This window comes from Pristimantibacillus sp. Z349TD_6, assembly GCF_056173205.1.
Map to the genome: position 1 here is coordinate 2,614,627 of NZ_CM149662.1, position 24,965 is coordinate 2,639,591.

The following is a 24,965-nucleotide window of genomic DNA, read 5'->3' on the forward strand; positions in this document are numbered from 1 at the left end:
ATGGACAACAACGATATTCGATATGAGGTTGACAACTATGTAGGAACGATTACGCTTGCCAGACCGGGCAAGCTGAATACCGTCACACGGGCGATGGGCGAGCGGCTCAGCGAGCTTTGTCAGGGGATCAACAAGGATAAGGGCGTACGAGTCGTCGTTCTCACCGGCGAAGGCGAGAAGAGCTTCTCCGCCGGCAGCGACATTGATGTGCTGGATGATTACGGAAGTCCATGGGATCTGCGTAATCGAGATGATTATTGTATGGCGATTCGCAGCATTCGCAAGCCTGTCATCGCTATGGTTAATGGGTATGCCATTGGCGGAGGACTGGAGCTTGCGCTGCAGGCCGATATTCGTATGGCGTCATCCAATGCCAGGTTCAGCGCAGCTGAAATTAAGCTGGGCTGGATCGGAGGCAGCGGAAGCACGCAGCTGCTTCCGAGAATTGTAGGTGCAGGCAAGGCTGCGGAGATGGTGTTGACGGGGAGGCTGTTGTCAGCGGAGGAAGCTTTGCGTTGCGGATTGGTTGAGCAGGTCGTGGAGCCTGGTGAGCTGAAGAAGCTGGTCTACGAGACGGCAGGCGCCATCGCGGCATATAGTCCAATCGCTGTTGAGAACGCGAAGCTTGCACTTCGAGCGGCCATGAATATGCCGCTTGACGCAGGCCTGCAATATGAGAACAGCCTGTTCTCCTTCTGCTTCACGACAGAGGACGCGCAGGAGGGCAAGGCAGCCTTTAAGGAGAAGAGAGCTCCGCAATTCAAGGGCCAATAATAATAGAAGCGAAAGGGAGATGGAGCACAATGATGAAGGGCAATCGCAATGGACAAGACTATTATCGTTTATATATAGACGGTCAATGGGTGGAGGCATCATCGGATCGGCTGATTGAGGTGCAGAACCCGGCGAATGAAGAGGTGATTGGACGGGTAAGCGATGCCTCTGCCGAGGATGTGCAGAAGGCGCTGGAATCGTCCGAGCGGGCGCAGCAGGCGTGGCAGGCGCTGCCTGCCGTGAAGCGTGCGTCTTATTTGGTCAAATTGGTGGAGAAGGTGAAGGAGAAGCGCGAGTTCCTAGCCAAGCTGCTGGTGATGGAACAGGGCAAGACGTATCGTGAGGCGCTCGGAGAAGTGGAAGATACGATGGCTTATATGATGTTCGCCGTGGAATCCGCCAACAAAATTAAAGGCGATATTCTTCCTTCCAATAAGGAAGGCGAGATGCTGCAGATTCGCAAGGTGCCATACGGCGTCACTATTGGCTTATGCGCATGGAACTATCCGCTGGCCTTGATCGGCAGGAAGCTGGGACCGGCGCTTGTGACGGGCAATACGATGATCATTAAGCCGCATGAGCTTACGCCAATCGCTTCGGCCGAGTTTTTCAACCTGATTCATGAGGCAGGCTTCCCTCCTGGCGTTGCGAACTTCGTGACAGGCACAGGCGCGGAGGTGGGACAGCTTCTGGTGAGCAGCCCAATTACGAAGATGGTAACGGTAACCGGCAGCGTACGCGCGGGTCAGCAGATCTACAAGGCGGCTTCCGACAACATTACCGCATTGTCTCTGGAGCTGGGCGGCAAAGCCCCGTTCATCGTATTGGAGGATGCTGATATTGACCAAGCGGCGGCAGCGGCTGTCTCAGCCCGATTCGCGAACTGCGGGCAGGTATGTGTGTGCAATGAGCTGGTGCTTGTTCACGAGAAGGTGGCGGAAGCCTTCACAGCCAAGCTTCTGGAGCATATGAAGGCTATTAAAGTGGGGGATCCTTTCGACAGCACTGTAACGATGGGGCCTAAGGCGAATGGCAATGATCTGCAAAAAATTGACGACATTGTTCAAGAAACGGTAGCCCAAGGCGCCAAGGTAGCCTTTGGAGGCAAGCGTCCTAGCGGCGGCATCTTCGATAAGGGCTATTGGTATGAGCCGACTGTCCTTGTTGATGTGAAGCCGGACATGGCAGCTGCGCAGAAGGAGATATTTGGCCCGGTGCTGCCGATTGTAAAAATTAAAAGCTTCGAAGAGGCTATCAAAATTGTAAATGCAAGTGAACTAGGCTTGGCCGCCTATCTGTTCACGAGCGATATCAAAAAGATGATGCACGGTACTGACGTCATTCAGGCAGGCACTGTATTCGTCAACCAAGGTATGTCGGGCTGCATGCAAGCCTACCACAGCGGTCACAAGCTGAGCGGTCTTGGCGGTGAGGATGGCGAATATGGACTTGAGGGGTACATGCAGAAGCGAACTGTTTTCATTAATTATAAGTAATTGTCGTCTGATTGGCCTGCGGTCTACCGACCGCAGGCTGATTCCTTATTAGGAATAGGTGGTGAAGGATAAATGCTGCAAGGCTCGCGCATACGAGCTAATGAGAGGCTGATTGACGAAATGAATGCAACAACTCCGCCTTACGGCACCCTTGCGATCTGGCTGCTGGGCCAGGAGAGCATTGTGGTGAAGGGGGACGGCATCCTTCTCTACTTCGATCCCTTCGTATCCGATGATGTGAGGAGCAAGCTGGGTCTCCAGCGATTGTATGAGCCGCCGCTTGTTCCAGCCGATATTACGAATGCTGCTGTCAGTCTCATTACGCATGACCATGAGGATCATCTGGATGCCGGTACGATGAAGGTTATCTGTCATAGCAGCCCGGACAGCCTTGTTGTCGTTCCCAAATATTGCGCCAGCACGATTGTGGAGCTTGGCTTTGCGCCTCATCGTGTCTTCAATGCCCATACAGAGGAGCCTCTGTCGCTGCTTGGCGATCGGCTTCAAGTATGGTCTATACCGGCCATGCATGAGCAGTTCGAGGTTGACGCTGGCGGGGAGCATCGGTATGTCGGATACGTCATCCGATTGAATGGCGTGACCCTGTATCATGCGGGAGATACGCTGGTCTATGACGGATTGGCCGCACGGCTGCGGAGTGCGTGCATAGATGTAGCCTGTCTGCCTATTAATGGACGCGACTATTATCGCGCCAGCCGGAATATTGCCGGCAATATGAATTATCGGGAGGCAGCGGAGCTGTCTTGGGAGATTGGCGCGGACACCGTCATCCCTCTTCATTATGATACGTTCGACTGGAATACAGAGAAGCCGGGCTCGTTCGTGCAATATGTATACGAGCAGTATCCGGAGCAGAAGTGTCATCTGCTGGCGCGCGGGGAACGCTTCCTCTATGTGTCGAGCTCCGCATTCAAGAATGAGAATGAACCAAGGGAGAGATAGAGAGATGAGAGGAATTCCTTTTATACAGGACTGGAAGTTTATACTGGGCGAGCCGGAGTCTCCCCATTTGCTGGCAACGGATGATACCTCATGGCGCACACTGGATCTGCCCCATGATTGGAGCGTGGAGTTCCCGTTTGATCAGGAGAAGGGGGAAGCCTGCACCGGCTATCTGCCTGGCGGAATTGGCTGGTATCGCAAGCGCTTCACGTCCACGCCCGAGATGACCGGAAGCAAGGTCATCATCAACTTCGACGGCATTTATAATCGTGCAAGCATCTATTGCAACGGGCAGCTTGTACGGTTTCATCCCTACGGCTATTCGCCATGCCTGGTGGATATAACGGATTGCCTGCATGCTGAGGGCGAGGACAATCTCATTGCGGTAAAGGTTGATCATTCCCGCTACGCGGACAGCAGATGGTATACGGGCTCCGGCATTTATCGGAAGGCAGCCCTTCATATTATGCCTATGCTTCATATCCCCGTGTGGGGCACCTATTACACGACGCCGGACGTCGATGATGCTTCTGCTGTTGTACGTGGGGTCATCACCTTGCGGAATGATGAAGCGGGCCCGCAGCAAGCGGAACTGATCTGCAGCCTTTTCGGACCAGATGGCCAGCTTGCAGCCAAGGAGAGAGTGAGCTGCTCTCTGGCAGGTAATCAATCAGAGGAGCTTCAGATGGAATGGAAGATTCCGAATCCGGAGCGATGGGAAATTCATGATGGCAAGCTGTACCGCGCAATTGTTGAGGTAGTGGACGACGGACGGACCATCCAGACGGTAGAGGATCGTATAGGTATACGAGAGTTCCGATTCGATGTCGACAAGGGCTTATATTTTAATGGAAGGAACACGTTAATTAAAGGGGTCAATCTGCATCATGATGGCGGGCTTGTTGGCGCGGCGGTGCCTCTGGATGTATGGAGACGCAGGCTGGAGACGCTGAAGGCATGCGGATGCAATGCCATCCGGACAGCCCATAACCCAGCCTCGGAGGACTTCCTGGATCTATGCGACGAGATGGGCTTCCTGGTGCAGGAGGAGTTCTTCGATGAATGGGATAATCCGAAGGACAAGCGCAGCAACGGCGGGGAGCAACGGGTGGATGATATAACCCGGGGGCATGCTGAATTTTTCCGGGAGTATGCCAAGCAGGATCTGCAGGACACGGTGCTGCGGGACCGGAACCATCCTTGTATTTTCCAGTGGAGTATAGGCAATGAAATTGAATGGACGTATCCCAAATATAATGAGGCAACCGGCTACTTCGGCATGAATGCCTCCGGCAATTATTTCTGGACGCTGCCGCCGAACAGCAAGGATAAAATTCGCGAGATCATTCAGGGGCTGCCAAGAGACGCCTATGACATTGATAAGACAGCCCGGCTCTTGTCACGCTGGACCAAGGAGCTGGATACAACGAGACCCGTTACAGCCAATTGCATCCTGCCCAGCGCCAGCTACGAATCGGGCTATATCGACGAGCTGGATATTGCAGGGTACAGCTACCGCAGGGTGATTTATGATTACGGCCATCAGCATTATCCCGACAAGCCGATACTGGGAACGGAGAATGTAGCCCAGTGGCATGAATGGAAGGCGGTGCTGGAGAGAGAGCATATTCCTGGCATCTTCCTCTGGACTGGCATCGATCATATGGGTGAAGCTATACAGAAGCCATGGCCGCGGAAGGGCTCCAATCTGGGTCTGCTGGATTTCGCCGGGTTCCAGAAGCCTTCCTACCATATGTTCAAAAGCTTATGGAATGAAGAGGCGCATGTCCATCTCGTCACGCAGACTGTGGAGGAATCCTTGTATCGCCTGAATGAGGCCGGCGAGCTGGTGGAGAAGGTGCCTGGCGGCTGGCAGGAGAGAGTGTGGTTCTGGCATGATGTGAACTCTCATTGGAATTATAGGGATGGAGAGCTGGTTGTGGTCGAGGTATATTCCAATTGCGAAGAGGTTTCCTTATATTTGAACGACACCTTGGTTGCCGCCAAACGCCTGGAGCAGTTCGAGGACCATATCTACAAATGGGCAGTGCCTTATGCCGCAGGAGAGCTGAGGGCTGTCGGCAAGCGAGCCGTTGAATCAACCTCTGCCAGTATCCATACGGTAGGCCCCATTCATACCATTCAGCTGCTTGGGGACAAGGACACCCTCCAGATTCATCCCGATCATGTCGTTCATGTTACTGTTCAGCTATTGGATGCGCAGGGGCATGCCATTACGAACCAAAATGTGGAGCTTGCCTTCGAGGTGGAGGGGGAATGCCGCATTCTTGGAGTAGACAATGGCAGCCCTGACAATGTGCAGCCTTACCAGAGCACAAGCCTTATGACAGAGCTGGGCAGAGGACTGCTCCTTGTACAGGGCACCAAGCCAGGAGAGCTTGCGATTAAGGCGACATGCGCTGCTATCCATGTCGTATCCAATATATGTAAGGTGAAAGTCGTCGAATAGGCCCCTAATGGAATGTATAGAAACTTGTTTCAATAGAGATCGGAAAAGTCCAATAACATGACGAATTGGTTCATTTTATTGTGGAGTAAGCCGTGATACGATTCTAATATCAAGTGAAGTCGATATCTCATGAGGAGGCAACAAGGATGAAGCTGGTACACATTCAATTCGAGGGTAAGTTAACCTGCGCGATTGCAGGAGAGCAAGGGATTCTGCCGATTGAAGCGAGCCTGGAGGACGTGATTGCCGGAAGGGCTGATGCGGCGGAGCTTGCTGCAGCAAGCCCCGGTAAGTGGCTGTCGGAGCAGGAAGTAGTGTTCGCACCTTCCATACCGGCTGGCAAAAAAATCATTTGCGTTGGTCTTAATTACAAGAAGCATGCGGAGGAGGCGGGACTCCCCGTACCTGAGGTGCCTATTCTGTTCAACAAGTTTTCCAATGGACCTGTTGGACATGGGGCGGAAGTTGGCCTTCCCGCCCAAGCGTTCAAATATGATTACGAGGCTGAGCTCGGCATCGTAATCGGCAAGACGGCCAGAAACGTCAAACAGGACGAGGCGCTGGATGTGGTATTCGGGTATTGCAACGTCAATGACCTGTCTGCGCGTGATCTCCAGATGCGTACAAGCCAGTGGATGCTTGGCAAACTATTAGATGGCTTCTGTCCGGCTGGCCCTTATCTCGTCACGGCGGATGAAGTAGGCGATCCCAACGAGCTGGATATTCAGCTGTATCTGAACGGAGAGCTTCGCCAGAGCTCCAATACAAGAGACATGATTTTCACTGTTCCGGAAATCATTCAATACATTACGAAATATATGACGCTGGAGCCTGGCGACCTTATTCTGACCGGGACGCCTGAGGGCGTGGTGGCCGGTTATCCGGAGGATCAACAGGTATGGTTGAAGGACGGAGACGTCGTTACCGTTGAAATCCAGAAGCTTGGAGCTTTGACCAATGTCATGAAGGGATGCTGACCAATGAAAGCCTTGGTTATCCGCAGCCCGCATCATATGCAGCTGGAGGAGATGGAGGCCCAGCCGTTAGGGCCTCATGATGTTCGAGTTCGGTCCAAGGCTGTCGGCATCTGCGGGACGGATCTCGAAATCTATGAAGGACAGATTTCCTCCGATTTCGTGAAGTATCCCGTTGTGCCTGGACATGAATGGAGCGGAATGGTCGTAGAATGCGGCTCCGAGGTGACAAGCGTAAGACCGGGGGACAGAGTCATTGCCGAAGGGTTATTGTCATGCGGCAGCTGCGCCTACTGCAGAGAAGGCCGGACGAACCTCTGCCATCAATATGATCAGCTTGGCTTCACCCGCCCTGGCGGCGGGGCGGAGCTGGTCATTGTACCTGCAAGGGCCGTCCATTGCATTCCGAATGAGGTCTCCTATGAAGCAGCGGTCTTAATCGAACCGGCTGCGACGGTGCTTCGCGGCATTATGAAGACGCCGCTTCAACCAGGAATGAAAGCGGTTATTATTGGTCCCGGTACGCTTGGCTTGTTGACTGTACAGCTGTTGAAGGCGTTCGGAGTGGATGCCATCTGTCTGATTGGACGGAGAAATGAGCAGCTGGAGCTGGGGAGATCGATCGGCGCTTCTCATTTCGTCAATAGCCGCATCATGGACGTGCACGCCGCTATTCAAGTATGGACAGAAGGACAAGGCGCTGACCTCATTGTCGAGACATCTGGCAGTGAAGAGGCGGTCAGGCTCAGTATGGAGCTGGCGCGCAGCGGAGGCCATATTGTGCTGACTGGCGTCGCTGGAACAGGCAAGAAGCTGGTCGTGGAGAGCGATTATATGATGCTGAGAGATTTGACTGTGCATGGCATATTCTCTTATACGACTAAGTCCTGGCATCAAGCGCTGAGACTGCTGGAAGCCCGCAAGCTGGAGCTGGAGGCGCTTATTACGCATCGCTTCTCTATCGACCAATACGAGGAGGCCTTTGAAGCGCTGCGGAACAAGACGAAGCCAACAGTCAAAATTGCCATGCTTCATGATGGAGAGGAGCTGTCGCCATGATTCTGGGTACTGCAGACGAGGTGAGAGCTTACCTCCTGCATGCAGAGTGGCTGGCCGATGGCGAGCCGTGTGCCATTACCGAGCTGAGCGGAGGCGTAAGCTGCCAGGTATGGAAGATTGTAACGAGCAAAGGACGCTGGGTGTTAAAGCAAGCGCTTCCGCAGCTGAAGGTGAAGTCGGAATGGTTCTCCGATGTAGCTAGAATTGAGCGGGAGCAGGTGGCGATGCTTGCCCTATACCCGCTGCTGGATGCCGGACAAGTCCCAGCTATCGTCTATCAGGATGAGAATGCGTATTTATATATGATGGCCTGCGCGCCTGAAGGAGCGGTAACCTGGAAGTCACAGCTGCAGGAGGGACAATTCCACACCGCGACAGCGGAGGCTGTCGGAGGGATGCTGCGGAGACTGCATGTAGCCAGCCGAGCCCTTCCGGGCGAGAGTGTGGATTCACTCCGCGACCTGAAGTACTTCCAGGAGCTGCGAGTCGATCCGTTCCATAATGAATTGGCCAGGAAGTATCCTGAGCTGATTCTCCCTATTGAGGACTTGAAGCGAGAGGTGACGGAGGTCGGCCATTGCTTCGTGCACGGCGACTTCTCACCCAAAAACATTCTAGTTGCGGGCCATCATGAGGTCATTTTGCTGGATTATGAGGTCGGGCATTGGGGCAATCCGGTGTTCGATCTGGCCTTCTGCATCGGCCATCTCGTGCTGAAGGGAATAGCCTATGGACGCGAGGAGGCCGCGCAGCGCTGTATTGAAGCGTTCCTTAGAAGTTACGGTGCTGTCCCTCCAGGACTCATGAAGCATCTAGGCCTTATGCTGTTGGCAAGGATAGATGGCAAATCGCCAGTGGAGTACATCACGAATGCCGCGATGATGGAGCATGTAAGTTGGTTAGGCAAGCAATGGTTGTTAAGTTCGAGCAAGGAGCAGGCAAGAGAAGTAATTGCGCAAGGTTTGGGAGTGAGGGTCGGCCATGGCCAAAATTAAACATGTTATCGGGAGAGAAATACTGGATTCACGGGGATACCCAACCGTAGAGGTCGATGTTGTCCTGGAGAGCGGACATCGCGGGCGTATGATGGTCCCGTCAGGCGCATCGACAGGCAGATTCGAAGCATGGGAACTTCGGGACGGCGAGCCTGCACGCTTCCAGGGCAAGGGAGTACGGAAGGCCGTTGACCATATCAATCATGAGCTGTCGAAGGCTGTTGCAGGTGTCGAGGCGGGAGAACATCATATGCTGGATCAGCTGCTTGTAGAACTTGACGGCACGCCTAACAAGTCGAGAGTGGGGGCCAATGCGATTCTTGGCTTATCCTTTGCAGCAGCTCATGCCCAAGCGGCAGCCGAAGGCCTGCCCTTGTATCGCTATTTCGCCAACCGGTTTCTAGCTGAAGGAGATACGCCTGCTCTACCGCTGCCTATGGTCAATATCATTAGCGGTGGTTTGCATGCCGGGGGCAATATTGATATTCAGGATTTTCTCATTATGCCGGTAGGAGCTTCCTCCTATCCGGAGGCTCTGGAAATGATATCTGCCGTTTACTTCCGTACGCAGCGCTTACTAGCAGCCAAGGGCTATCAATCCCGCCTGCTCGCGGATGAAGGGGGATTCGGACCTGCCCTTGGCAGTCATGAAGAGGCGCTGGATATATTGTGCGAGGCGATCGAAGCATGCGGCTATAAGCTGCGAGATGATATGGCGATTGCACTAGATGTTGCAGCCTCCCATTTCTACGAAGAGGATAAGGGTATATACCGGCTGGGAGCGGATCATCGAATGCTGCAGTCCGAAGAAATGGTAGCGCTGCTGGAGTCATGGGTAGACAGGTATCCCATCATCTCAATTGAGGATGGATTAGCGGAAGAGGACTGGAGCGGCTGGGTGCTGCTTACGAAACGTCTTGGCCACAAGATCCAACTGGTGGGAGACGATCTATTTACTACCAACCGGGAGCGAATTCAGAGAGGAATTCTGGAGAAGGCGGGCAACGCTGTTCTTGTAAAGATGAATCAAATCGGTACGTTATCGGAGACTGTGGAGGCGATCAAGCTCGCCGAATCCTCGGGCTTGTTAACCGTTATATCTGCTCGATCCGGCGAGACTGAGGATTATACGCTGGCGGACCTTGCAGTGGGGCTGAACGGCGGTCAGATTAAGATCGGCTCTGTAGCTGGTTCCTCGCGGCTCGCCAAATATAATCAGCTGCTCCGAATTCATGAAGATATCGGCAGGCATTATGCGGGAAGGGCCGCATTTCAAGGGAGGTTCGAGTAATGAAGATAACGGATATAGAGCTGTTCCAGATTGAGCCTAGATGGCTGTTTGTGAAGATCAGCACGGACACGGGCTTGGAGGGCTGGGGCGAGCCCATTCTGGAAGGCAGGGCCTCCACCACCAGGGCGGCGGTTGAGGAGCTGAAGGATTACCTGATAGGGAAGGATCCGCTGAAGATCGAGGATCTCTTCCAGGTCATGTACCGCGGCGGCTTCTATCGGGGCGGTCCCATCCTCATGAGTGCGATCTCAGGTATCGAGCAGGCATTATGGGATATCAAGGGCAAATACTACAACGCGCCGATCTACGATCTTCTTGGCGGCTCGGTACGCGACAAGATCAAGGTGTACGCCTGGATTGGCGGAGATCGGCCAAGCGATGTGAGCAATCATGCACTGATGCAGGTTGCCCTGGGCTTCAAGGCGCTGAAAATGAACGCAACAGAAGAACTTCATTATATAGACGATTATAGGAAGATCGACCAGGCCGTTGAGCGGATGCAGGCTGTGCGGGCTGCGGTGGGGCCGGATGTCGGCATTGCGGTTGACTTCCATGGCAGGGTGCATAAGACGATGGCCAAGATTCTTGTAAAGGAGCTGGAGCCGTTCAGACCTATGTTTATTGAGGAGCCTGTGCTGCCGGAGCATAACGAAGCGCTGAGGGACATTGCTAGAATGACGAATACGCCGATTGCAACGGGCGAGCGTATGTATACGCGCTGGGGCTTCAAGCAGCTGCTGCAGGATGGATATGTAGATATTATCCAACCAGACCTCTCCCATGCAGGCGGTATTCTGGAGACAAAGAAGATCGCAGCTATGGCGGAAGCATACGATGTCAGTCTGGCGCCGCATTGCCCGCTTGGACCGATCGCGCTGGCCTCATGCTTCCAGGTCGACAATTGCACGCCGAATTTCGTTATTCAGGAGCAAGGGTTAGGCATTCATTATAATCAAGGCAGCGATGTTCTCGGCTACTTAAAGGACCCGGATGTATTCCAATATGAAGCGGGTTATGTGCGCATGTCCGGCAAGCCTGGCCTCGGTATTGAAATCAATGAAGCTGCGGTCAGAGAAGCGGCCAAAAAGGGGCATAACTGGCATTCCCCTATCTGGCGCAACGAAGACGGCTCCTACGCGGAATGGTAAATAAGAAGGACAGGGGGAGAAAGTATGGCTGAAACGATGCGAGCGTTATTGTATGAAGGTCCCCGGCAGCTGGAGCTTCGTACCATGGAGATTCCCCAGCCCGGGGAACACGAGGTGCTTGTACGTGTTCACTGGGCGGGCATATGCGGCTCAGAGCTGAGCGGCTATCTGGGACTTAACTCGCTCAGGAAGCCTCCGCTTGTGATGGGGCATGAATTTGCGGGAGTGATCGAGCAGGCTGGCACCCGAGTGGAGGGACTTCAGTCAGGTGATCGGGTGACAGCTAATCCTCTGATCTCCTGCGGGATCTGTATGGATTGCTACAGCGGTAGGGCGAACCTGTGTCCGAAGCGAAGTCTTGTCGGAGCAGGCAGGCCAGGGGCGTTCGCCGAATATGCTGTTGTTCCTGCCGGGAACATTCACGTGCTTCCTGAATCCGTTTCATTAGACGCTGCTGCGCTAGCGGAGCCGCTTGCCTGTGCGGTTCGTATTGCCCGCTTGGCCGCGCTGGAGCCATCAGACAGTCTGTTCATTGCCGGTGCTGGGCCTATTGGCCTGCTTGTGCTCCGGGCTGCGCAGCGGTATGGCGTTCAGCATACAGCGGTTATGGATTTAAATGCGGAGAGGCTTGGCATTGTCAGGGCAATGGGAGGTATTGCCGTCTCCTGTGAGGAGGATCTGGCCAGAGTGACACCGGCGCGCGGCTTCGAAAAGTGCGTGGATGCTGTCGGCATCGATGCCACCAGGCAGCAGTGTATGGGTATCGCCAGACCAGGCGGTAGAGTGGTGTTCTCAGGTCTTCATACGGCAGACAGTGTTGTGCCCGTCAATACCGCTATTCGCAACGAGCTCACGATGCTGGGCTCCTTCGGCTATAATCCAATCGACTTTCAAATCGCGCTCAAGTGGATCGAAGAGAGCGGCACTTGCCTGGAGAGATGGACTGTGCATGAGCCGCTGGAGAATGGCAAAACATGCTTTGACAAGCTACTGAGCGGTCCGGGCTCCGTAGCCAAAATATTGTTAGATCTGAGCTAAAAGAATGGGGCGTTAATAGATGAAGCCTAATTTTGTCGTATTTGTTGTCGATCAGATGCAAGCTCGCACAATGTCTCTGCATGGCCATCCAGACGTGCATACGCCGAACTTGGATCAGCTGGGACTTGAAGGCGTGTCCTTCACCAGAGCCTATTGCAACAATCCCGTATGTATGCCTTCGCGTGCAACCTTGCTGACAGGCCTCACTCCCAGGCAGCACGGCTGCTTGACGAATGGCAATGCTGTCCCTGAAGGGCTGCCTACGCTGCCGGGGACGCTCGCAAAGGCTGGATATCGGACACATGCCATAGGGAAGCTTCATCATCAGCCAATCGGCTCCGTCAACAAGGGCGAGGAGATGGCATTCTCATGGGAGAGCAGAGCGCGGTGGGAGGCTGGAGAAATTACCGCGCTGCCAATCGATTACTACGGCTATCAGATGACGGAGCATGTAGGCGGGCATGTCGACTGCTACGGCGATTATTTGACATGGCTGGAGAAGGAGCTGCCGGGAGGGAAGGAGCGTTTGCTGCGGGCGGGAGCCTACGAGAAGAATAGCCTGTACGAGCAGAATTGGAAGATTGACCTGCCTGAACCGCTGCATTACAACCGTTGGATAGCTCGACGCTCAGCGGCATTCCTGGAAGGTCTTCAGCAGGAGGATCTCTTCTATCTCTGGTGCTCCTTCCCTGATCCGCATCATCCATTCGCGGCCTGCCGTCCTTATAGTGAGATGTATGATCCGCAGTCGCTGACATTGCCGGAGGACTGGAATGAAGAAGCGGATTCCATCGATTGGCTAAAAGGCTTAAGGACCGTTCATCCTGGGCACTCGCAGTTCGATGAAGCCACGCTGAGGAACATATTAGCACAGACCTACGGCATGATTTCGCATGTGGACAGCTGTATAGGAGAGGTGCTGGACAAGCTGAAGGAGCGGGGGCTCTATGATAACACTATCATTATCTTCATGGCCGATCATGGAGAATATTTGGGCTCCCACCGGTTGCTGACCAAGGCAGAGTGGCCCTGGGAGGAGCTACTGAATGTCCCGTATATATGGAGAGTTCCCCAGGCTATTAGGCAGGGCGTCTATCGTGACCGCGTCGTGAGTCTGCTGGACTTCGTGCCGACCATTCTGGACTTCGCTGGTATTGATCAGGCTGTCATGGATACGCGCGGCATATACAGCGCACCGCCACTTGGCTTGCCGGGGCGCAGTCTGCGCGCTGCCGTCGAAGAGGGCAAGGAACTGCCTGCCCGTCCGGCACTCGTGGAATACGATGAGGATTGGTATGCGCCTGAGACGACCCGAATGCGCACACTCGTTGCGGAGCAATATAAATTAACAGTGTATATAAATTCCGATGAGGGGCTGCTGTTCGATCTGGCGGCAGATCCTCGTGAGCAAAACAATCTATGGAATAATCCTGAATACGCTCACGTTCGTTGTATGATGACAGAACAGCTTCTGCGGGAGCTGATTCGTACCGACCGTTTCGATACACTTCGGATAACAGGAGCATAAGCGGCCGGCCTGGGCTGTCTGGAAGAGTGGTTACATCACTTTTCTGGACAGCTTTTCTTTTTGTTCCATTTACATAGGGTATTGACGTAATGTAATGGCAGAATTATAATAAAAACGAAACGAGTTTCGATTATTAGTATGCTAGTCATAATGTTGAATAGTAGTTTCGAAAACTCATCATTTTTATAAGTGATTTGTAATCGCTTGCAAGGAAGGGGTGAGCTTGAGTAATTAGGTGAGTGTTCATAAAGTGCAGTCTCCATCACCGGCTAATACAGAAAGAAGGAGTGCTTGTTGTGGAAAATGTGAATGAAGTCCGGCAGCTGGACATACCCGACATCAAGCGCGGGACGCCATTGAAGCAAAAAGCCTCAAGGCTGCTGAAGAGTTACCAGCTATATTTGTTTGTGCTTCCCGCTGTCTTGTATTACGTGCTCTTCCATTATGTGCCGTTATACGGCATTCAGATTGCCTTCAAAAACTTCCTGGCCTTCAAGGGCATAGCGGACAGTCCATGGGTGGGTCTGGAGCATTTCGAACGTTTTTTCCGTTCCTTCGAATTTACGAGAATTATTTTGAACACGATCAAGCTTAGTGTCCTGCAGCTCGTTGTAGGCTTCCCAGCTCCTATCATACTCGCACTGATGCTTAATCAGCTCATGCACAAGAGGTTCAAGAAGTTTGTGCAGACCGTCATTTATGCACCTCACTTTATTTCGACGGTAGTTATTGCGGGCATGTTGTTTTTATTCCTGTCGCCGGATACGGGCATGATCAACAAGCTCATCGGATTGTTTGGCGGCGAGCCGGTATTTTTTATGGGTGATCCCGACTGGTTCAGGCCCGTGTACGTGCTGTCGGAGATTTGGCAGAACACAGGGTGGGGCACGATCATTTATCTGGCAGCGCTTACGACGATTAGTCCCGAGCTCCATGAATCGGCGGTCGTGGATGGCGCGAACAAATTTCAGCGGATTCTGCATATTGATATCCCCGGCATTATGCCGACGGCCGTTATTCTGTTAATTCTGAGCACGGGCAATATTATGAGTCTCGGCTTCGAGAAGGTCTATCTGCTGCAAACGCCGCTTAACCTGCCCTCATCGGAGATTATTTCCACCTATGTGTACAAGACGGGCCTGGTTGGCGCGCAATATAGCTTCTCGACCGCTGTAGGATTGTTCAACTCTATTATCAATTTCATCATTCTCATCACAGTCAACCAAATTGCCAAAAAAGCTTCCAATACATCGTTATGGTAAGAAGCGGGGAGGTTCAATATGTTTAAACGCAGTCTAGCAGACATCTGGTTCGATCGAGTGAATATGCTGTTGATTTTGACCGGACTGGCCATTATTGTCTACCCCCTCTACTTCGTTGTGCTGGCCTCAGTGACGGACCCTGGTGCTGTTCAGATGACCCTGTTCTGGCCGGAGAAGTTCAGTCTGGAGGGCTACAAGAAGATACTGGACAGCGATAACTTGTGGGTGGGCTACAAAAATTCTTTTGTATACGCAATCTTAGGAACAATTATCAATTTATGTCTGACCCTGCCCGCAGCCTACGCCCTGTCGCGGAAGGATATGAAGGGCCGCAGTACGATAATGCTCGTTATTACGTTCACGATGTTTTTCAGCGGTGGACTTATTCCTACCTACTTAACGGTCAAGGAGCTTGGGCTGCTTGACTCGGTCTGGGCGATGGTCATACCCAATGCGGTAGGCGCATGGAATCTCATCATTGCTCGAACGTTCTTCCAGTCTACGATTCCGGATGAGCTTCTGGAGGCGGCGAAGATTGACGGCTGCTCCGATGCCAAGTTTTTTTGGAAAATGGTGCTTCCCCTGTCTCAGGCGCTTATTGCGATTATGGTGTTGTTCTACGGCGTTGCGCATTGGAATTCCTACTTCAACGCATTGATCTACCTGCGGGACCAGGAGCTGTACCCCCTGCAGCTCGTGCTTCGATCCATTCTTATCGAGAATCAGATTAGCAACGACATGATGACGGACCTGTCCTCCATGGGGGACCGACTCCGAGCGGCGGAACTAATCAAATACGGCATGATTATTATTGCGGCGCTGCCGTTGCTTATTCTGTATCCTTTCCTGCAGAACTATTTTGTAAAAGGCGTCATGATAGGAAGCATCAAGGGGTAATGGATGGAGCCGTTATAACGGAAGGGAGGTGCATGCCAGACAACTTTGTTGGTTTGCTGTAGTTAATGTAAGCGCATACGAATACAAAATTAGGAGGTCATCGATTTGAACAATCGGAGAAAAAAACTGTTGGTATCCTTTCTTTCAGTCATTATGAGCTTTTCCGTTCTAAGCGCTTGCGCAGGCAACAACTCTGGCAATGAGGAGCCGTCCAAGGAGCCGAATCCAACGGAGGCGTCGCAGACGCCTGAAGCAACGGATGGAGGAGCCGAGCAAGGTGTATTCCCGTTAGCGGAGAAGGTGACGCTCGAGATGGTAACCTGTAAGCATCCGAACAACGGACCCTTCGAGGAAATGGATTTCTTCAAGCAATATGAAGAGAAAACCAATGTGCAGATTGAATGGACAGATATTGAATTTGCGCAATGCGAGGAGCAGCGTAATCTGATTCTGGCCAGCGGCGAGCTGCCGGATGCGTTCTACGGCACACTTGCACTGACAGGCAATGACGTGATTAACTATGGCGGCCAAGGCATGCTGGTTCCTTTGGAGCAATACATCACGAAGGAAACGATGCCTAATCTGACGGCGTTGATTGAACAGAATCCGAAGTACAAAGCGATGCTGACAGCGCCGGATGGCCATATCTATTCGCTGCCAAGCATCCGCGAGCTGATGCTGTGGCTCTCTCCCGACATGATGTATCTGAACAAGGAATGGCTGGACAAGCTGGGACTTGCCGTTCCGACAACTACGGATGAGCTGCGGATCGTTCTGGAAGCATTTAAGACAAAGGACCCGAACGGCAATGGCAAAAATGACGAAATTCCATTCTCCTTCCTGTGGGATTTCGCGAATTATAACGTAATGGGCATCGGCTCGTTGTTCGGCAGCTTCGGCAGAGCGGATTCTGCCAACCATATCTTCGTCGAAGATGGCAAGGTGGTCTTCTCTGCGAAGGAACCGGAGTACAAGGAAGCAATTCAATATTTCCACACCTACATCAAGGATGGATTGTTTGATAAAGAGAGTCTTGCGCAGGACCGCAATCAGCTAGTGGGCAAAGGAAGCGGAACAGAGCAGCGCCTGGGCGGATTCTTCTCTTGGAATGCCTTCTCGGTTGTCGGTGTCGACAATGATCCGAAGTATGTGGTGGTTCCAGCTCTGAAAGGACCAAACGGCGATCAAGTGTGGAGAAAGTCTTTGAATAATAATCAAGGCGTGAATCCTTTTGCATTCTCGATGACAGCCGCTAACAAGCATCCAGAGCTTACGATGCAGTGGATTGACTTGTCCTACGCAACGGATACGTCGATCGAAGCAGGCTGGGGACCAATCGGAACAACATTGGAAGACAAAGGCGGCACCTTGACGCTCAAGGAAGCGCCGGCTGGCATGACAACGGACGAATATGTATTCAAGACGGCGCCAGTTGAAGCTCCTTATGCTATTTTAGAAAATACGTATGGAACTCGTCTTGCTATGGCTGACAAGGATAAAGTGAAGACAGATGGCATTAAAGAGAATTATTTGCCTTATATGACATCGGAGACGTTTCCTGGCGTATTGTTCACGGCTGAGGAGTCTCAAAAAATTAAAGTGCTGGATACTGACATTAACAGCTACGTGAACCAAACAAGCGCCAAGTGGCTGCTTCAAGGCGGAGTAGACGGCGAATGGGACAAATATCTGGCCGATCTGGAAAAAATGAAGATTGACGAGTTGATCAACATTTATCAAACGGCGTACGACCGCTTTAAGAGTGCCCAACAATAATCGCAAACAACTGAGAGCTTTCCCTGGTATTCTTGTTCCCGGGGGAAGCTCTCCACTTTCGACGCATGAATAGAAGGGATGGTGCATCAATTTTGAAAGCGTATTCAAAAATTAAACAAGGGTTGACTGCCTTTTTGAGTGCGGCCGTACTGATCGTATCTTGTCTTGCTACTGCCGGGGGGGTCAGTTATGCAGAAGAGGCAAGCGACGAGCTTCCTGTAAACATTCGAACGGACAAGGCAGATTTCGATACGATTCCAGACGTTGCGGAGCATTATAAGAATCAGTTCGGCAATCAGGCAGTGGCGTACTTCAACAGTATTAACGGCGAAAGCCGCGTTCAGCGTATTAACTTCCTGCAATATCCTGATGGACAGTATTTGCAGGTTAATGGTGAAGTAACGCTTGCTATTCCTGCTATGAACGCAAAAATATGGCGTCTGTTCGGCGATGTGCGTTTCGAGGGCTCCGTTGCGCAGACGATGAAGCTTTATGTCATTGATCCTGAAGGCGTCGAAACGGAATGGACCGTATTCCAGAACGGTGGCTGGAATGACCGCATAACCGGGCTGTATACGAACTATACGAAGATGGGCTTCCAGGAATCCAATCCTACGGAGGGGATCACCCATCCTTGGCTGATTAAGGATACGAACGGCGATATTATCTACGAAGGCTACAAGATGAAAATCGTCGGTAATGGCACGCTTCGCAGCGTCTATCACTGGGAAGAAGAAGGCGTTCCGCTGGAGTTTGATACTTCCGCATGGACCGTTCTTGGAGGAGACAAGGATATTCTGAATGTGTCCATTGATGTGGATGCGCTCACAAATTTAAGCATGAACGGCCTCAATAAGCTGCCAGAGGAAGTGTTCAAGCGTTATCATGTGAACAGCGGTCCGATCGGATTAGAGCAAGCGGGCGGCGAATTTACAGTGCTAGACGAGGCCTATCACAGAACGACACATGATTATGGATTTACTCCCGGCCGCGGCGCGTTTCATTACAAGTTGATGACCAGTTGGGCCGGTCTCAAGGAGGATACGACGCATCCTGGATATGCAGACTTTACAGAAACGAATCAAGTCTATACTAAGAGTCAGCTTGCCATCGACAAATTCGAAAGTCTGTATCCATCCATGGGCAAGGATTATGTTCTGACGCTGGATGGCTGGCCGAGGTGGATGTGGGAGGACCCTGATTCCGGGCAATCGGAGCATTTTGGTACACCGTCCCGTGCCAACTTCGATGCTGCTGCCGACGCATCAGCCAAGCTGATTAAAAGCATCGATACAAGATTTGACGGACTGGGTCCCAAGTATGTGGAAGTTAAGAACGAATCAACGATCCCGCAGGAATGGTGGTTCTTACAGTCGGAGCCCGAGCAGGCGTGGAGCTACTTATCTGAGTTCCATAACAAGGTAGCTTCTGAAGTGAAGGCGGAGAATCCGGATGTTCTGGTCGGCGGACCATCAAGCGCATTCATGTATCTGGAGAAAAATGATTTCAATGAAGCGCGAGCGCAGCTGAAATTTATGGATGACACCAAGGATTCGCTGGATTGGTATTCGCATCACTTCTATGAAAACGCCAACCTGTTCATTCATGACAGAGAAAACAACTCGGATGGCTTCCTGAGCGGACGATTGGAAGCGGTGCTTGATCTGCTTAATGCTCATATGGCGAATACAGATAACGTAAAACCCATCTATATTACGGAGGAAGGCACTTATAATACGGCTGGAAGCGACGCGGACTACTTCCAGAAGCTCGTTGCCTTCAATGGCTACATGCTGCGTTTCATCAATTATTCCGATACGATTGGCATGCTGGTTCCGTACTTGTATCCCATCATTAACTGGCGCCCCAACTCCACGGGTACGTTCTACAAATATAATGAAGCACAAAATGGATTATTGGAAGAAATGACGCCAATGGAAGCTTATCTGGATATGTGGAAGGATTATCGCGGTGCGTTTCTTCCTGCTGAAGCGGATCAAGAGCGTGTCTTCACGAATGCGGTTCGCTACAATGACAAGGTGTATGTCGCGGTTCACAATCTGAATTCGCAGCGCGTCAACCTGGATCTGAATGTGTTCGCGGGAGACGCCAACATTGCTGGGGTAACGCGCAAGCATTTCTTCCTGGAGAAGGGCGACCTGACCTATGAAGAAGAGAATGTAACGGATTTGGACAATGTGTATATGCGAGTGCAGGAAATGAGCGTATTCGAGATTACGCTGGATTCCAACCCGGCGTTCACCAAAACATGGGAGAGAGAATTTGCATATGCTCCTCAGGAGCTTGTGCCGACGAGCGTAAACGCGCCGGCCTCATTTACGGTTCAAGCAAGGCCTGCGAATCTCGCCAAAGCGACTCTCCGTATTGGCTTCGGCAAGACGGGAAGCGGGTTTGCAGAGGATATGCAAGTGGTTGTCAATTCGAGTGATGCGGCCAATATACAGAGCTTCAGCAAGGATCTGGCCTACACGAACAAGCCTGGCAACCTGCTGACCTTTGCGGAATTTGAGCTGGATGCCAGCAAGCTTCTGGCGAGCAATACCATTGAAATATCGCTCCCGGATGAAGATGGATATATCACAAGCGTACAAATCATCGAGTACCACGAGCAGTCGGCTCCGACAGGCGTCGCTACAAGTGCGCTTGCTGGTCCTATTGCGGACGCTAAGTCGAAGCTTGCGTCGACTATCATTTCGTCCACAGGCAATGAGGTTGAGCCAGGCAAGAGCTGGGTGAAAAAGCAGTACCGAGACACGCTCAATATTGAAGTAACCAAAGCGGAGATTGTTGCACAGGATGCCTTGGCGACAAATGCTGAAGTGACAGAAGCTTTGGCAGACCTAGCCAAGGCGGCCGGTATATTTGATCAATATACAAAAACAAAATCGTCGCCTACCGGCAGTCGAGGTGCCCAATTCTCCTTCGAGGACGGAGAAGCGGCAGCCTATACCCACAATGTAGACGCTGTGACGGTATCGACAAGCGCGCAAGGCGCAACGGACGGCAGCAAGGCGCTTCAGGCGGAGTTTACGACCTTCACATCCTACGCGTGGGATACGACGGGAACCTACTCTGGCAGCCTTGATTTTACGGCGCCGGAGGAGGGCTGGAGCCTGGGAGCTGCTCCATTAACCTTCGATGTCACGAATCTAAGGGGCTACGCGACACAGCTGCGAGTAGAAATTACGGATACCTCTGATGTGAGAGGCACCTATTATTTTACGCTTGGGGCAGATGCTTCCCGCAGCATCAGCATTGCCGATTTTGGCGTTGCCGGAGGCACCTGGCTCGGCGACGGCAATTTCCCGAGAAGCGCAGCAATTGACACGGAGAATATTAAAAATATTCGATTGTATGTCTTTTCTCCAACGGCTGCATCGGTTACGAATGCAGCGCTGGCCTTTGACAAGATAGTCATTGGCAGTGCACCGGATCCCGGGCCAGACCCTGTTAATCCGAATGGTCTATTCGTATCCTTCGAGGACCAGGAAGAGATTCCTTATTCGTACAATAATCAGGCCATTACCGCTTCCAGATCGGAGCAGGGAGCGACACATGGCAGCAAGGCGCTCCAAGCGGAGTTTACTACCTTCACAGCATTCGATTGGGATACGAGCGGCAAATATTCCGGCAGCATAGACTTCACTGCGCCGGAGGAGGGCTGGAGCCTGGGCAGCAAGCCGCTTCAATTGGATGTTGCGAATCTCGTGAGCACAGGAGCCCAGCTTCGCGTGGAGGTTGCCGATGTTCAGGGGAATAGAGGCATTTATTATTTTGCCATAGCGCCCAATCAAGCACGAACGCTTACGATATCCCAATTTGGCGTCTCTGCGGCCAGCTGGCTGGCAGACGGCTATTTCGCAAGAACGGCGGCAATTGACACCACTAAGCTGAAATCTATTCGCTTGTATGTATTTGAGCCTACAGCTGTAACCGTGGGACATGCGAAGCTTGCTATCGATAATATGATGATAGGCAGCGGGCCGGTCCAGCCAACAGATGAGCAGCTGGCAGCTGATGCGGCCGATACGTTGTCGGCAGCCTCGTTAACATTCGCGGAGGGAGACACAGCGCAAGCCGTAACAGGAGCTATTGTATTGCCGTCTGCTGGCCTGCATGGAGCAACCGTGGCATGGGCTTCCAGCCATCCTGCGACAGTGGCGGCTAACGGGACGGTGGTTCGACCTCAGCATGGAAGCGGGAATCAGGTTGTGACGCTGACTGCTACTGTTACTATTGGAGCGGCAAGCGCAACCAAGGCCATTACAGTAACTGTGCTGGAGCAGGCTGCGACTCCGTCTCCGCCTCCGCCAATCATTCATGTGCCAGGTCCAACAGCTCCGCCTGCAGCGAGCACTGAGGTTCTCGTGAATGGCAAGAAGCTGGACAAAATAGCAAGCGAGGTTACCGCGACCGAGGCGGGGCGCAAGGTGACAACGATTACGGTCGACCAGCAGCTGCTTAAGAATAGTCTGAGCACTATAACGAATAACGCTGTTCTTACCATTCCTGACGAGAGCGGCTCCCCTGTTGTGAATGGCAAGCTTAATGGGGCAATCGTTAAGGATCTGCAGCAGAAAAATGTGGTGCTTGAGCTTCGAACAGCCGCTAACTCCTATAAGCTTCCTCTTGAGGAGCTTCAAATGGATCATATGATCAAGGAGCTTGGCTCTGATGTGTCGCTGGAGGACCTGATTATCAATGTAAGAATCAGTCAAGCCGATGAAGAAACCCGGCAGGCGCTGGAGCAGTCGGCTGAGCAAGACGGATTTACGGTAGTGGCCGCTCCTGTAGAGTTCCATATTACCTACACTTACAAGGATCAGACAAAAGAAATTAGCACATTCAACTCCTTCGTGGAAAGAACGATTCTTATTCCGGAAGGCGTGGATCCCAATGAGATCACCACGGGGGTAGTAGTGGAAGAGGATGGAAGCGTTAGAGGGATACCAACTAAAGTGGTGGGACAGAATGGCAGCTATTATGCTGTGTTGAATAGCTTGACGAACAGCACCTACGCGGTGATCTGGAATCCTGTGGCTTTCCAGGATGTATCCGGTCATTGGGCGGAGCAGGCTGTAAATGACTTAGGCTCCAGATTAATCATAGCTGGGGTTGACGGCAACCGCTTTGAGCCGGATCGCTCCATCACCCGCGCCGAGTTTACCGCGATTCTGGTAAGAGCTCTGGGACTTCAGGCAGAGGCAGGAGAGTCTGCGTATTCCGATGTTGCCCAAGGCAGCTGGTATGAAGCCTATCTCAATACGGCGACAGATTATGGCTTGATTAACGGCTATGACAATGGTGAATTCAGGCCTCATGCTCTCATCACGCGTGAACAGGTTATGAGCATCATGGAACGAGCTATGGCGCTCACGGGACTTGATTCTGCAGCCGAGATGATAGAAGCGGATGAGCTGTTGTCCAGCTTCATGGATGGCTCAGAGGCGGCAGCCTACGCCAAGAGCGGTATCGCAGCCAGCATCAAGGCAGGTCTCGTGCTGGGCAGAAGCGAGCAAGTGCTTGCTCCGAAAGCAGCTATCACAAGAGCGGAAGTCGCGGAGGTTGTTAGTAGACTTCTGGAGCAATCTAACTTAATCTAATCAATAGAGGTTGTTTAAAAAGTCCAATTTTGATCACGAAGTATACAGGGAAGTCTATTCGACATCGAATATGGAACGCAAGCGAAACTTCCGGTGCTCACGTAGCTCCACTACGTTCCGCTCCTCAGTTTCTACTTTCGTTCCATCTTCTCGGTGCTGAAAACCGAACTTTTTGAACTTAGATTACTATTTGAACTTAGATTATTAGTGAGTTATTTTTTGGAGAGACCTCTTTATGGAGGTCTCTTGCATGTTAGGAAGAGATTAGGAAGAGAGGGAGAGGAAGTATGAATCCATTTGAGGTTATTTGTAAAGTCCAGGATGGGTATTCGCTTGTCGAGCTGCGGGATACAGAGCGTGGAGATTGTGCGCAGCTTGTGCCGGAGATTGGCGGGAATCTGATTCGGTTTCATTCATCTGGGCGAGAGCTGTTAGCTGCGCCGGGCTCTATTCATGATTTGAGAGGGAATGAATTCATGTACGGCACCCCCCTGTTATTCCCGCCAAATCGCGTGCAAGGCGGAAGCTTTACCTTCATGGGAAGACCTTACCAGCTGCCTATCAATGAGCAGCCGGACCGCCATCTGCATGGCGAGCTGGCGCGAAGAAGCTGGGAGGCCGTGGAATGGGGAGGAACGGAAGAACAAGGGGCTTATGTTGTGCTTCGGTTTCGGTATTCCGATCATGAGGATATGCTGGCGTACTTCCCGCATCCTCTCATATTCAACGTGACGATCTCCTTGCTAGGTGGACGTCTTCGACTGGACGGCGTCATCGTCAATGAGGGAGAGGACGAGGCCCCGTTCGCCTTCGGCCTTCATCCTTACTTCAATCTGCCGGGCGGACAAGCTCTGTTGCAAGCTCCGGCAGTCAAGGAATGGCCAATCTCAACCTTTACCTTCATTGAAGGTGTCCCAGCTAATACCGAACGCGCGGGTGAGCTGCGCGAGGGGCTTTCGCTGGATCGTATAGCTCCTCTTGGCTCAGCTATGGTGCAACTTCAGGAGTGTGAGGAGCGTGTCTGCCGGCTGCGGATGATAGAAGAAGGCTATACGATCGCCTATTCCATTGGGAACACCTTCCCCTATCTGCTTATCTTCCGTCCCAATTGGTCAGAGTCGATCTGCCTGGAGCCATACTCCTGTCTGACTGACGCCTTCAATCTGTCTTATCCCCCGGAGATGACGGGAGCAAGAGGCATTGCTCCTGGCGAGCGTGTGACGTTCGAGACTTGTATGTGGGTGGAGGAGTCATCTTAAACTCTTGGCTTGAAGCTCTCGCGTTCCACTAGCCAATGCTGCAGGATAATGTCTTCATCAATGATCAAATCAGGATGGACAATTAACTCGTGAATATATTCAACCGATTTCCTGCCAAGCTCGTCCATAGGCTGCTGCATGGAGGTTATGGACGGACGAACAATCTCAGCAACCGCACTGCCGTCGAAGCCGATAATGGAGATGTCATCAGGAACGCGTAGACCGTGATCTAGAGCGCCATTAAGCACCCCAACCGCCATATCATCCGTAGCGGCAAAGATAACAGTCGGCTATACTAGCGGGTACAAGCCAGGCTTGTTCGGCATTCCGAATATTCGTGAAATCAAGAATGATATAAATCCTAAAGTAACCAGCTTTTTCACGACTAATACCAAAGGACGATTCGGCATT

At 52.1% G+C, this 24,965-nt stretch carries 17 protein-coding genes; 16 read left to right on the forward strand and 1 reads right to left on the reverse strand.

Annotation, left to right across the window (positions count from 1 at the left end; genetic code table 11):
- The 16 genes from AC0VYE_RS10940 (at nucleotide 1) to AC0VYE_RS11015 (ending at nucleotide 24,554) form a co-directional block, all read left to right on the forward strand.
- Nucleotides 1–774 carry an enoyl-CoA hydratase/isomerase family protein gene (locus AC0VYE_RS10940; RefSeq protein WP_209071872.1) on the forward strand — a complete coding sequence of 258 codons (774 nt, stop codon included), beginning with the start codon at nucleotides 1–3 and terminating at the stop codon, nucleotides 772–774.
- Nucleotides 775–803: 29 nt separating this feature from the next.
- Nucleotides 804–2,270 (forward strand): aldehyde dehydrogenase, encoded by a 1,467-nt coding sequence (aldA, locus tag AC0VYE_RS10945; protein WP_087568973.1) that lies wholly within the window; start codon nucleotides 804–806, stop codon nucleotides 2,268–2,270.
- A gap of 72 nt (nucleotides 2,271–2,342) precedes the next feature.
- A complete protein-coding gene (locus AC0VYE_RS10950) occupies nucleotides 2,343–3,233 on the forward strand; it encodes an MBL fold metallo-hydrolase (RefSeq protein WP_475447847.1) in 891 nt (296 codons plus the stop codon).
- A 4-nt stretch (nucleotides 3,234–3,237) separates the two neighbouring features.
- The gene (locus AC0VYE_RS10955; protein WP_475447849.1) at nucleotides 3,238–5,703 is read left to right on the forward strand and encodes a glycoside hydrolase family 2 TIM barrel-domain containing protein; all 2,466 of its coding nucleotides are present in this window, start codon (nucleotides 3,238–3,240) and stop codon (nucleotides 5,701–5,703) included.
- Between the two features lie 146 nt (nucleotides 5,704–5,849).
- Nucleotides 5,850–6,680, forward strand: coding sequence for a fumarylacetoacetate hydrolase family protein (locus AC0VYE_RS10960; protein ID WP_475447851.1), 831 nt, complete (start codon nucleotides 5,850–5,852; stop codon nucleotides 6,678–6,680).
- A gap of 3 nt (nucleotides 6,681–6,683) precedes the next feature.
- Nucleotides 6,684–7,736, forward strand: coding sequence for a zinc-dependent alcohol dehydrogenase (locus AC0VYE_RS10965; protein WP_475447853.1), 1,053 nt, complete (start codon nucleotides 6,684–6,686; stop codon nucleotides 7,734–7,736).
- Nucleotides 7,733–8,731, forward strand: a complete 999-nt coding sequence (locus AC0VYE_RS10970; protein ID WP_475447855.1) for a phosphotransferase family protein — start codon at nucleotides 7,733–7,735, stop codon at nucleotides 8,729–8,731. The genes AC0VYE_RS10965 and AC0VYE_RS10970 overlap by 4 nt, the downstream gene beginning before the upstream one ends.
- On the forward strand, nucleotides 8,718–10,022 hold the full coding sequence (eno, locus tag AC0VYE_RS10975; protein ID WP_214625729.1) for a phosphopyruvate hydratase: 1,305 nt from the start codon (nucleotides 8,718–8,720) through the stop codon (nucleotides 10,020–10,022). The genes AC0VYE_RS10970 and eno overlap by 14 nt, the downstream gene beginning before the upstream one ends.
- Nucleotides 10,022–11,170 (forward strand): galactonate dehydratase, encoded by a 1,149-nt coding sequence (gene dgoD, locus AC0VYE_RS10980; protein ID WP_087568966.1) that lies wholly within the window; start codon nucleotides 10,022–10,024, stop codon nucleotides 11,168–11,170. The genes eno and dgoD overlap by 1 nt, the downstream gene beginning before the upstream one ends.
- Before the next feature lie 24 nt (nucleotides 11,171–11,194).
- Nucleotides 11,195–12,208, forward strand: coding sequence for a zinc-dependent alcohol dehydrogenase (locus tag AC0VYE_RS10985; RefSeq protein WP_246608279.1), 1,014 nt, complete (start codon nucleotides 11,195–11,197; stop codon nucleotides 12,206–12,208).
- Nucleotides 12,209–12,227: 19 nt separating this feature from the next.
- Entirely contained in the window at nucleotides 12,228–13,736 is a 1,509-nt protein-coding gene (locus tag AC0VYE_RS10990) for a sulfatase family protein (RefSeq protein WP_214625728.1), read from the forward strand.
- Nucleotides 13,737–14,041: 305 nt separating this feature from the next.
- Nucleotides 14,042–14,998: an ABC transporter permease gene (locus AC0VYE_RS10995; RefSeq protein ID WP_425517565.1), complete on the forward strand. Its 957-nt coding sequence runs from the start codon at nucleotides 14,042–14,044 to the stop codon at nucleotides 14,996–14,998.
- An 18-nt stretch (nucleotides 14,999–15,016) separates the two neighbouring features.
- Nucleotides 15,017–15,895, forward strand: a complete 879-nt coding sequence (locus tag AC0VYE_RS11000) for a carbohydrate ABC transporter permease (protein ID WP_087568963.1) — start codon at nucleotides 15,017–15,019, stop codon at nucleotides 15,893–15,895.
- A 105-nt stretch (nucleotides 15,896–16,000) separates the two neighbouring features.
- Nucleotides 16,001–17,671, forward strand: coding sequence for an extracellular solute-binding protein (locus AC0VYE_RS11005; RefSeq protein WP_475447859.1), 1,671 nt, complete (start codon nucleotides 16,001–16,003; stop codon nucleotides 17,669–17,671).
- 92 nt (nucleotides 17,672–17,763) lie between these two features.
- Nucleotides 17,764–23,295, forward strand: a complete 5,532-nt coding sequence (locus AC0VYE_RS11010) for an S-layer homology domain-containing protein (protein WP_475447861.1) — start codon at nucleotides 17,764–17,766, stop codon at nucleotides 23,293–23,295.
- A 287-nt stretch (nucleotides 23,296–23,582) separates the two neighbouring features.
- Nucleotides 23,583–24,554, forward strand: coding sequence for an aldose epimerase family protein (locus AC0VYE_RS11015; protein WP_475447863.1), 972 nt, complete (start codon nucleotides 23,583–23,585; stop codon nucleotides 24,552–24,554).
- Here AC0VYE_RS11015 and AC0VYE_RS11020 read toward each other — a convergent pair.
- Complete coding sequence (locus AC0VYE_RS11020; protein WP_475447865.1) at nucleotides 24,551–24,814, reverse strand: substrate-binding domain-containing protein; 264 nt, start codon at nucleotides 24,812–24,814, stop codon at nucleotides 24,551–24,553. The genes AC0VYE_RS11015 and AC0VYE_RS11020 overlap by 4 nt on opposite strands.
- Nucleotides 24,815–24,965 lie beyond the last annotated feature (151 nt).

Bases quoted from the DNA above. Each gene is read 5' to 3' on its own strand.
- aldA (WP_087568973.1), top strand. From the start codon at position 804: ATGATGAAGGGCAATCGCAATGGACAAGACTATTATCGTTTATATATA.
- dgoD (WP_087568966.1), top strand. From the start codon at position 10,022: ATGAAGATAACGGATATAGAGCTGTTCCAGATTGAGCCTAGATGGCTG.
- AC0VYE_RS10955 (WP_475447849.1), top strand. From the start codon at position 3,238: ATGAGAGGAATTCCTTTTATACAGGACTGGAAGTTTATACTGGGCGAG.
- AC0VYE_RS11000 (WP_087568963.1), top strand. From the start codon at position 15,017: ATGTTTAAACGCAGTCTAGCAGACATCTGGTTCGATCGAGTGAATATG.
- AC0VYE_RS10970 (WP_475447855.1), top strand. From the start codon at position 7,733: ATGATTCTGGGTACTGCAGACGAGGTGAGAGCTTACCTCCTGCATGCA.
- AC0VYE_RS10960 (WP_475447851.1), top strand. From the start codon at position 5,850: ATGAAGCTGGTACACATTCAATTCGAGGGTAAGTTAACCTGCGCGATT.
- AC0VYE_RS10950 (WP_475447847.1), top strand. From the start codon at position 2,343: ATGCTGCAAGGCTCGCGCATACGAGCTAATGAGAGGCTGATTGACGAA.
- AC0VYE_RS10990 (WP_214625728.1), top strand. From the start codon at position 12,228: ATGAAGCCTAATTTTGTCGTATTTGTTGTCGATCAGATGCAAGCTCGC.
- AC0VYE_RS10940 (WP_209071872.1), top strand. From the start codon at position 1: ATGGACAACAACGATATTCGATATGAGGTTGACAACTATGTAGGAACG.
- AC0VYE_RS11015 (WP_475447863.1), top strand. From the start codon at position 23,583: ATGAATCCATTTGAGGTTATTTGTAAAGTCCAGGATGGGTATTCGCTT.
- eno (WP_214625729.1), top strand. From the start codon at position 8,718: ATGGCCAAAATTAAACATGTTATCGGGAGAGAAATACTGGATTCACGG.
- AC0VYE_RS10965 (WP_475447853.1), top strand. From the start codon at position 6,684: ATGAAAGCCTTGGTTATCCGCAGCCCGCATCATATGCAGCTGGAGGAG.
- AC0VYE_RS10985 (WP_246608279.1), top strand. From the start codon at position 11,195: ATGGCTGAAACGATGCGAGCGTTATTGTATGAAGGTCCCCGGCAGCTG.
- AC0VYE_RS11020 (WP_475447865.1), bottom strand. From the start codon at position 24,814: ATGGCGGTTGGGGTGCTTAATGGCGCTCTAGATCACGGTCTACGCGTT.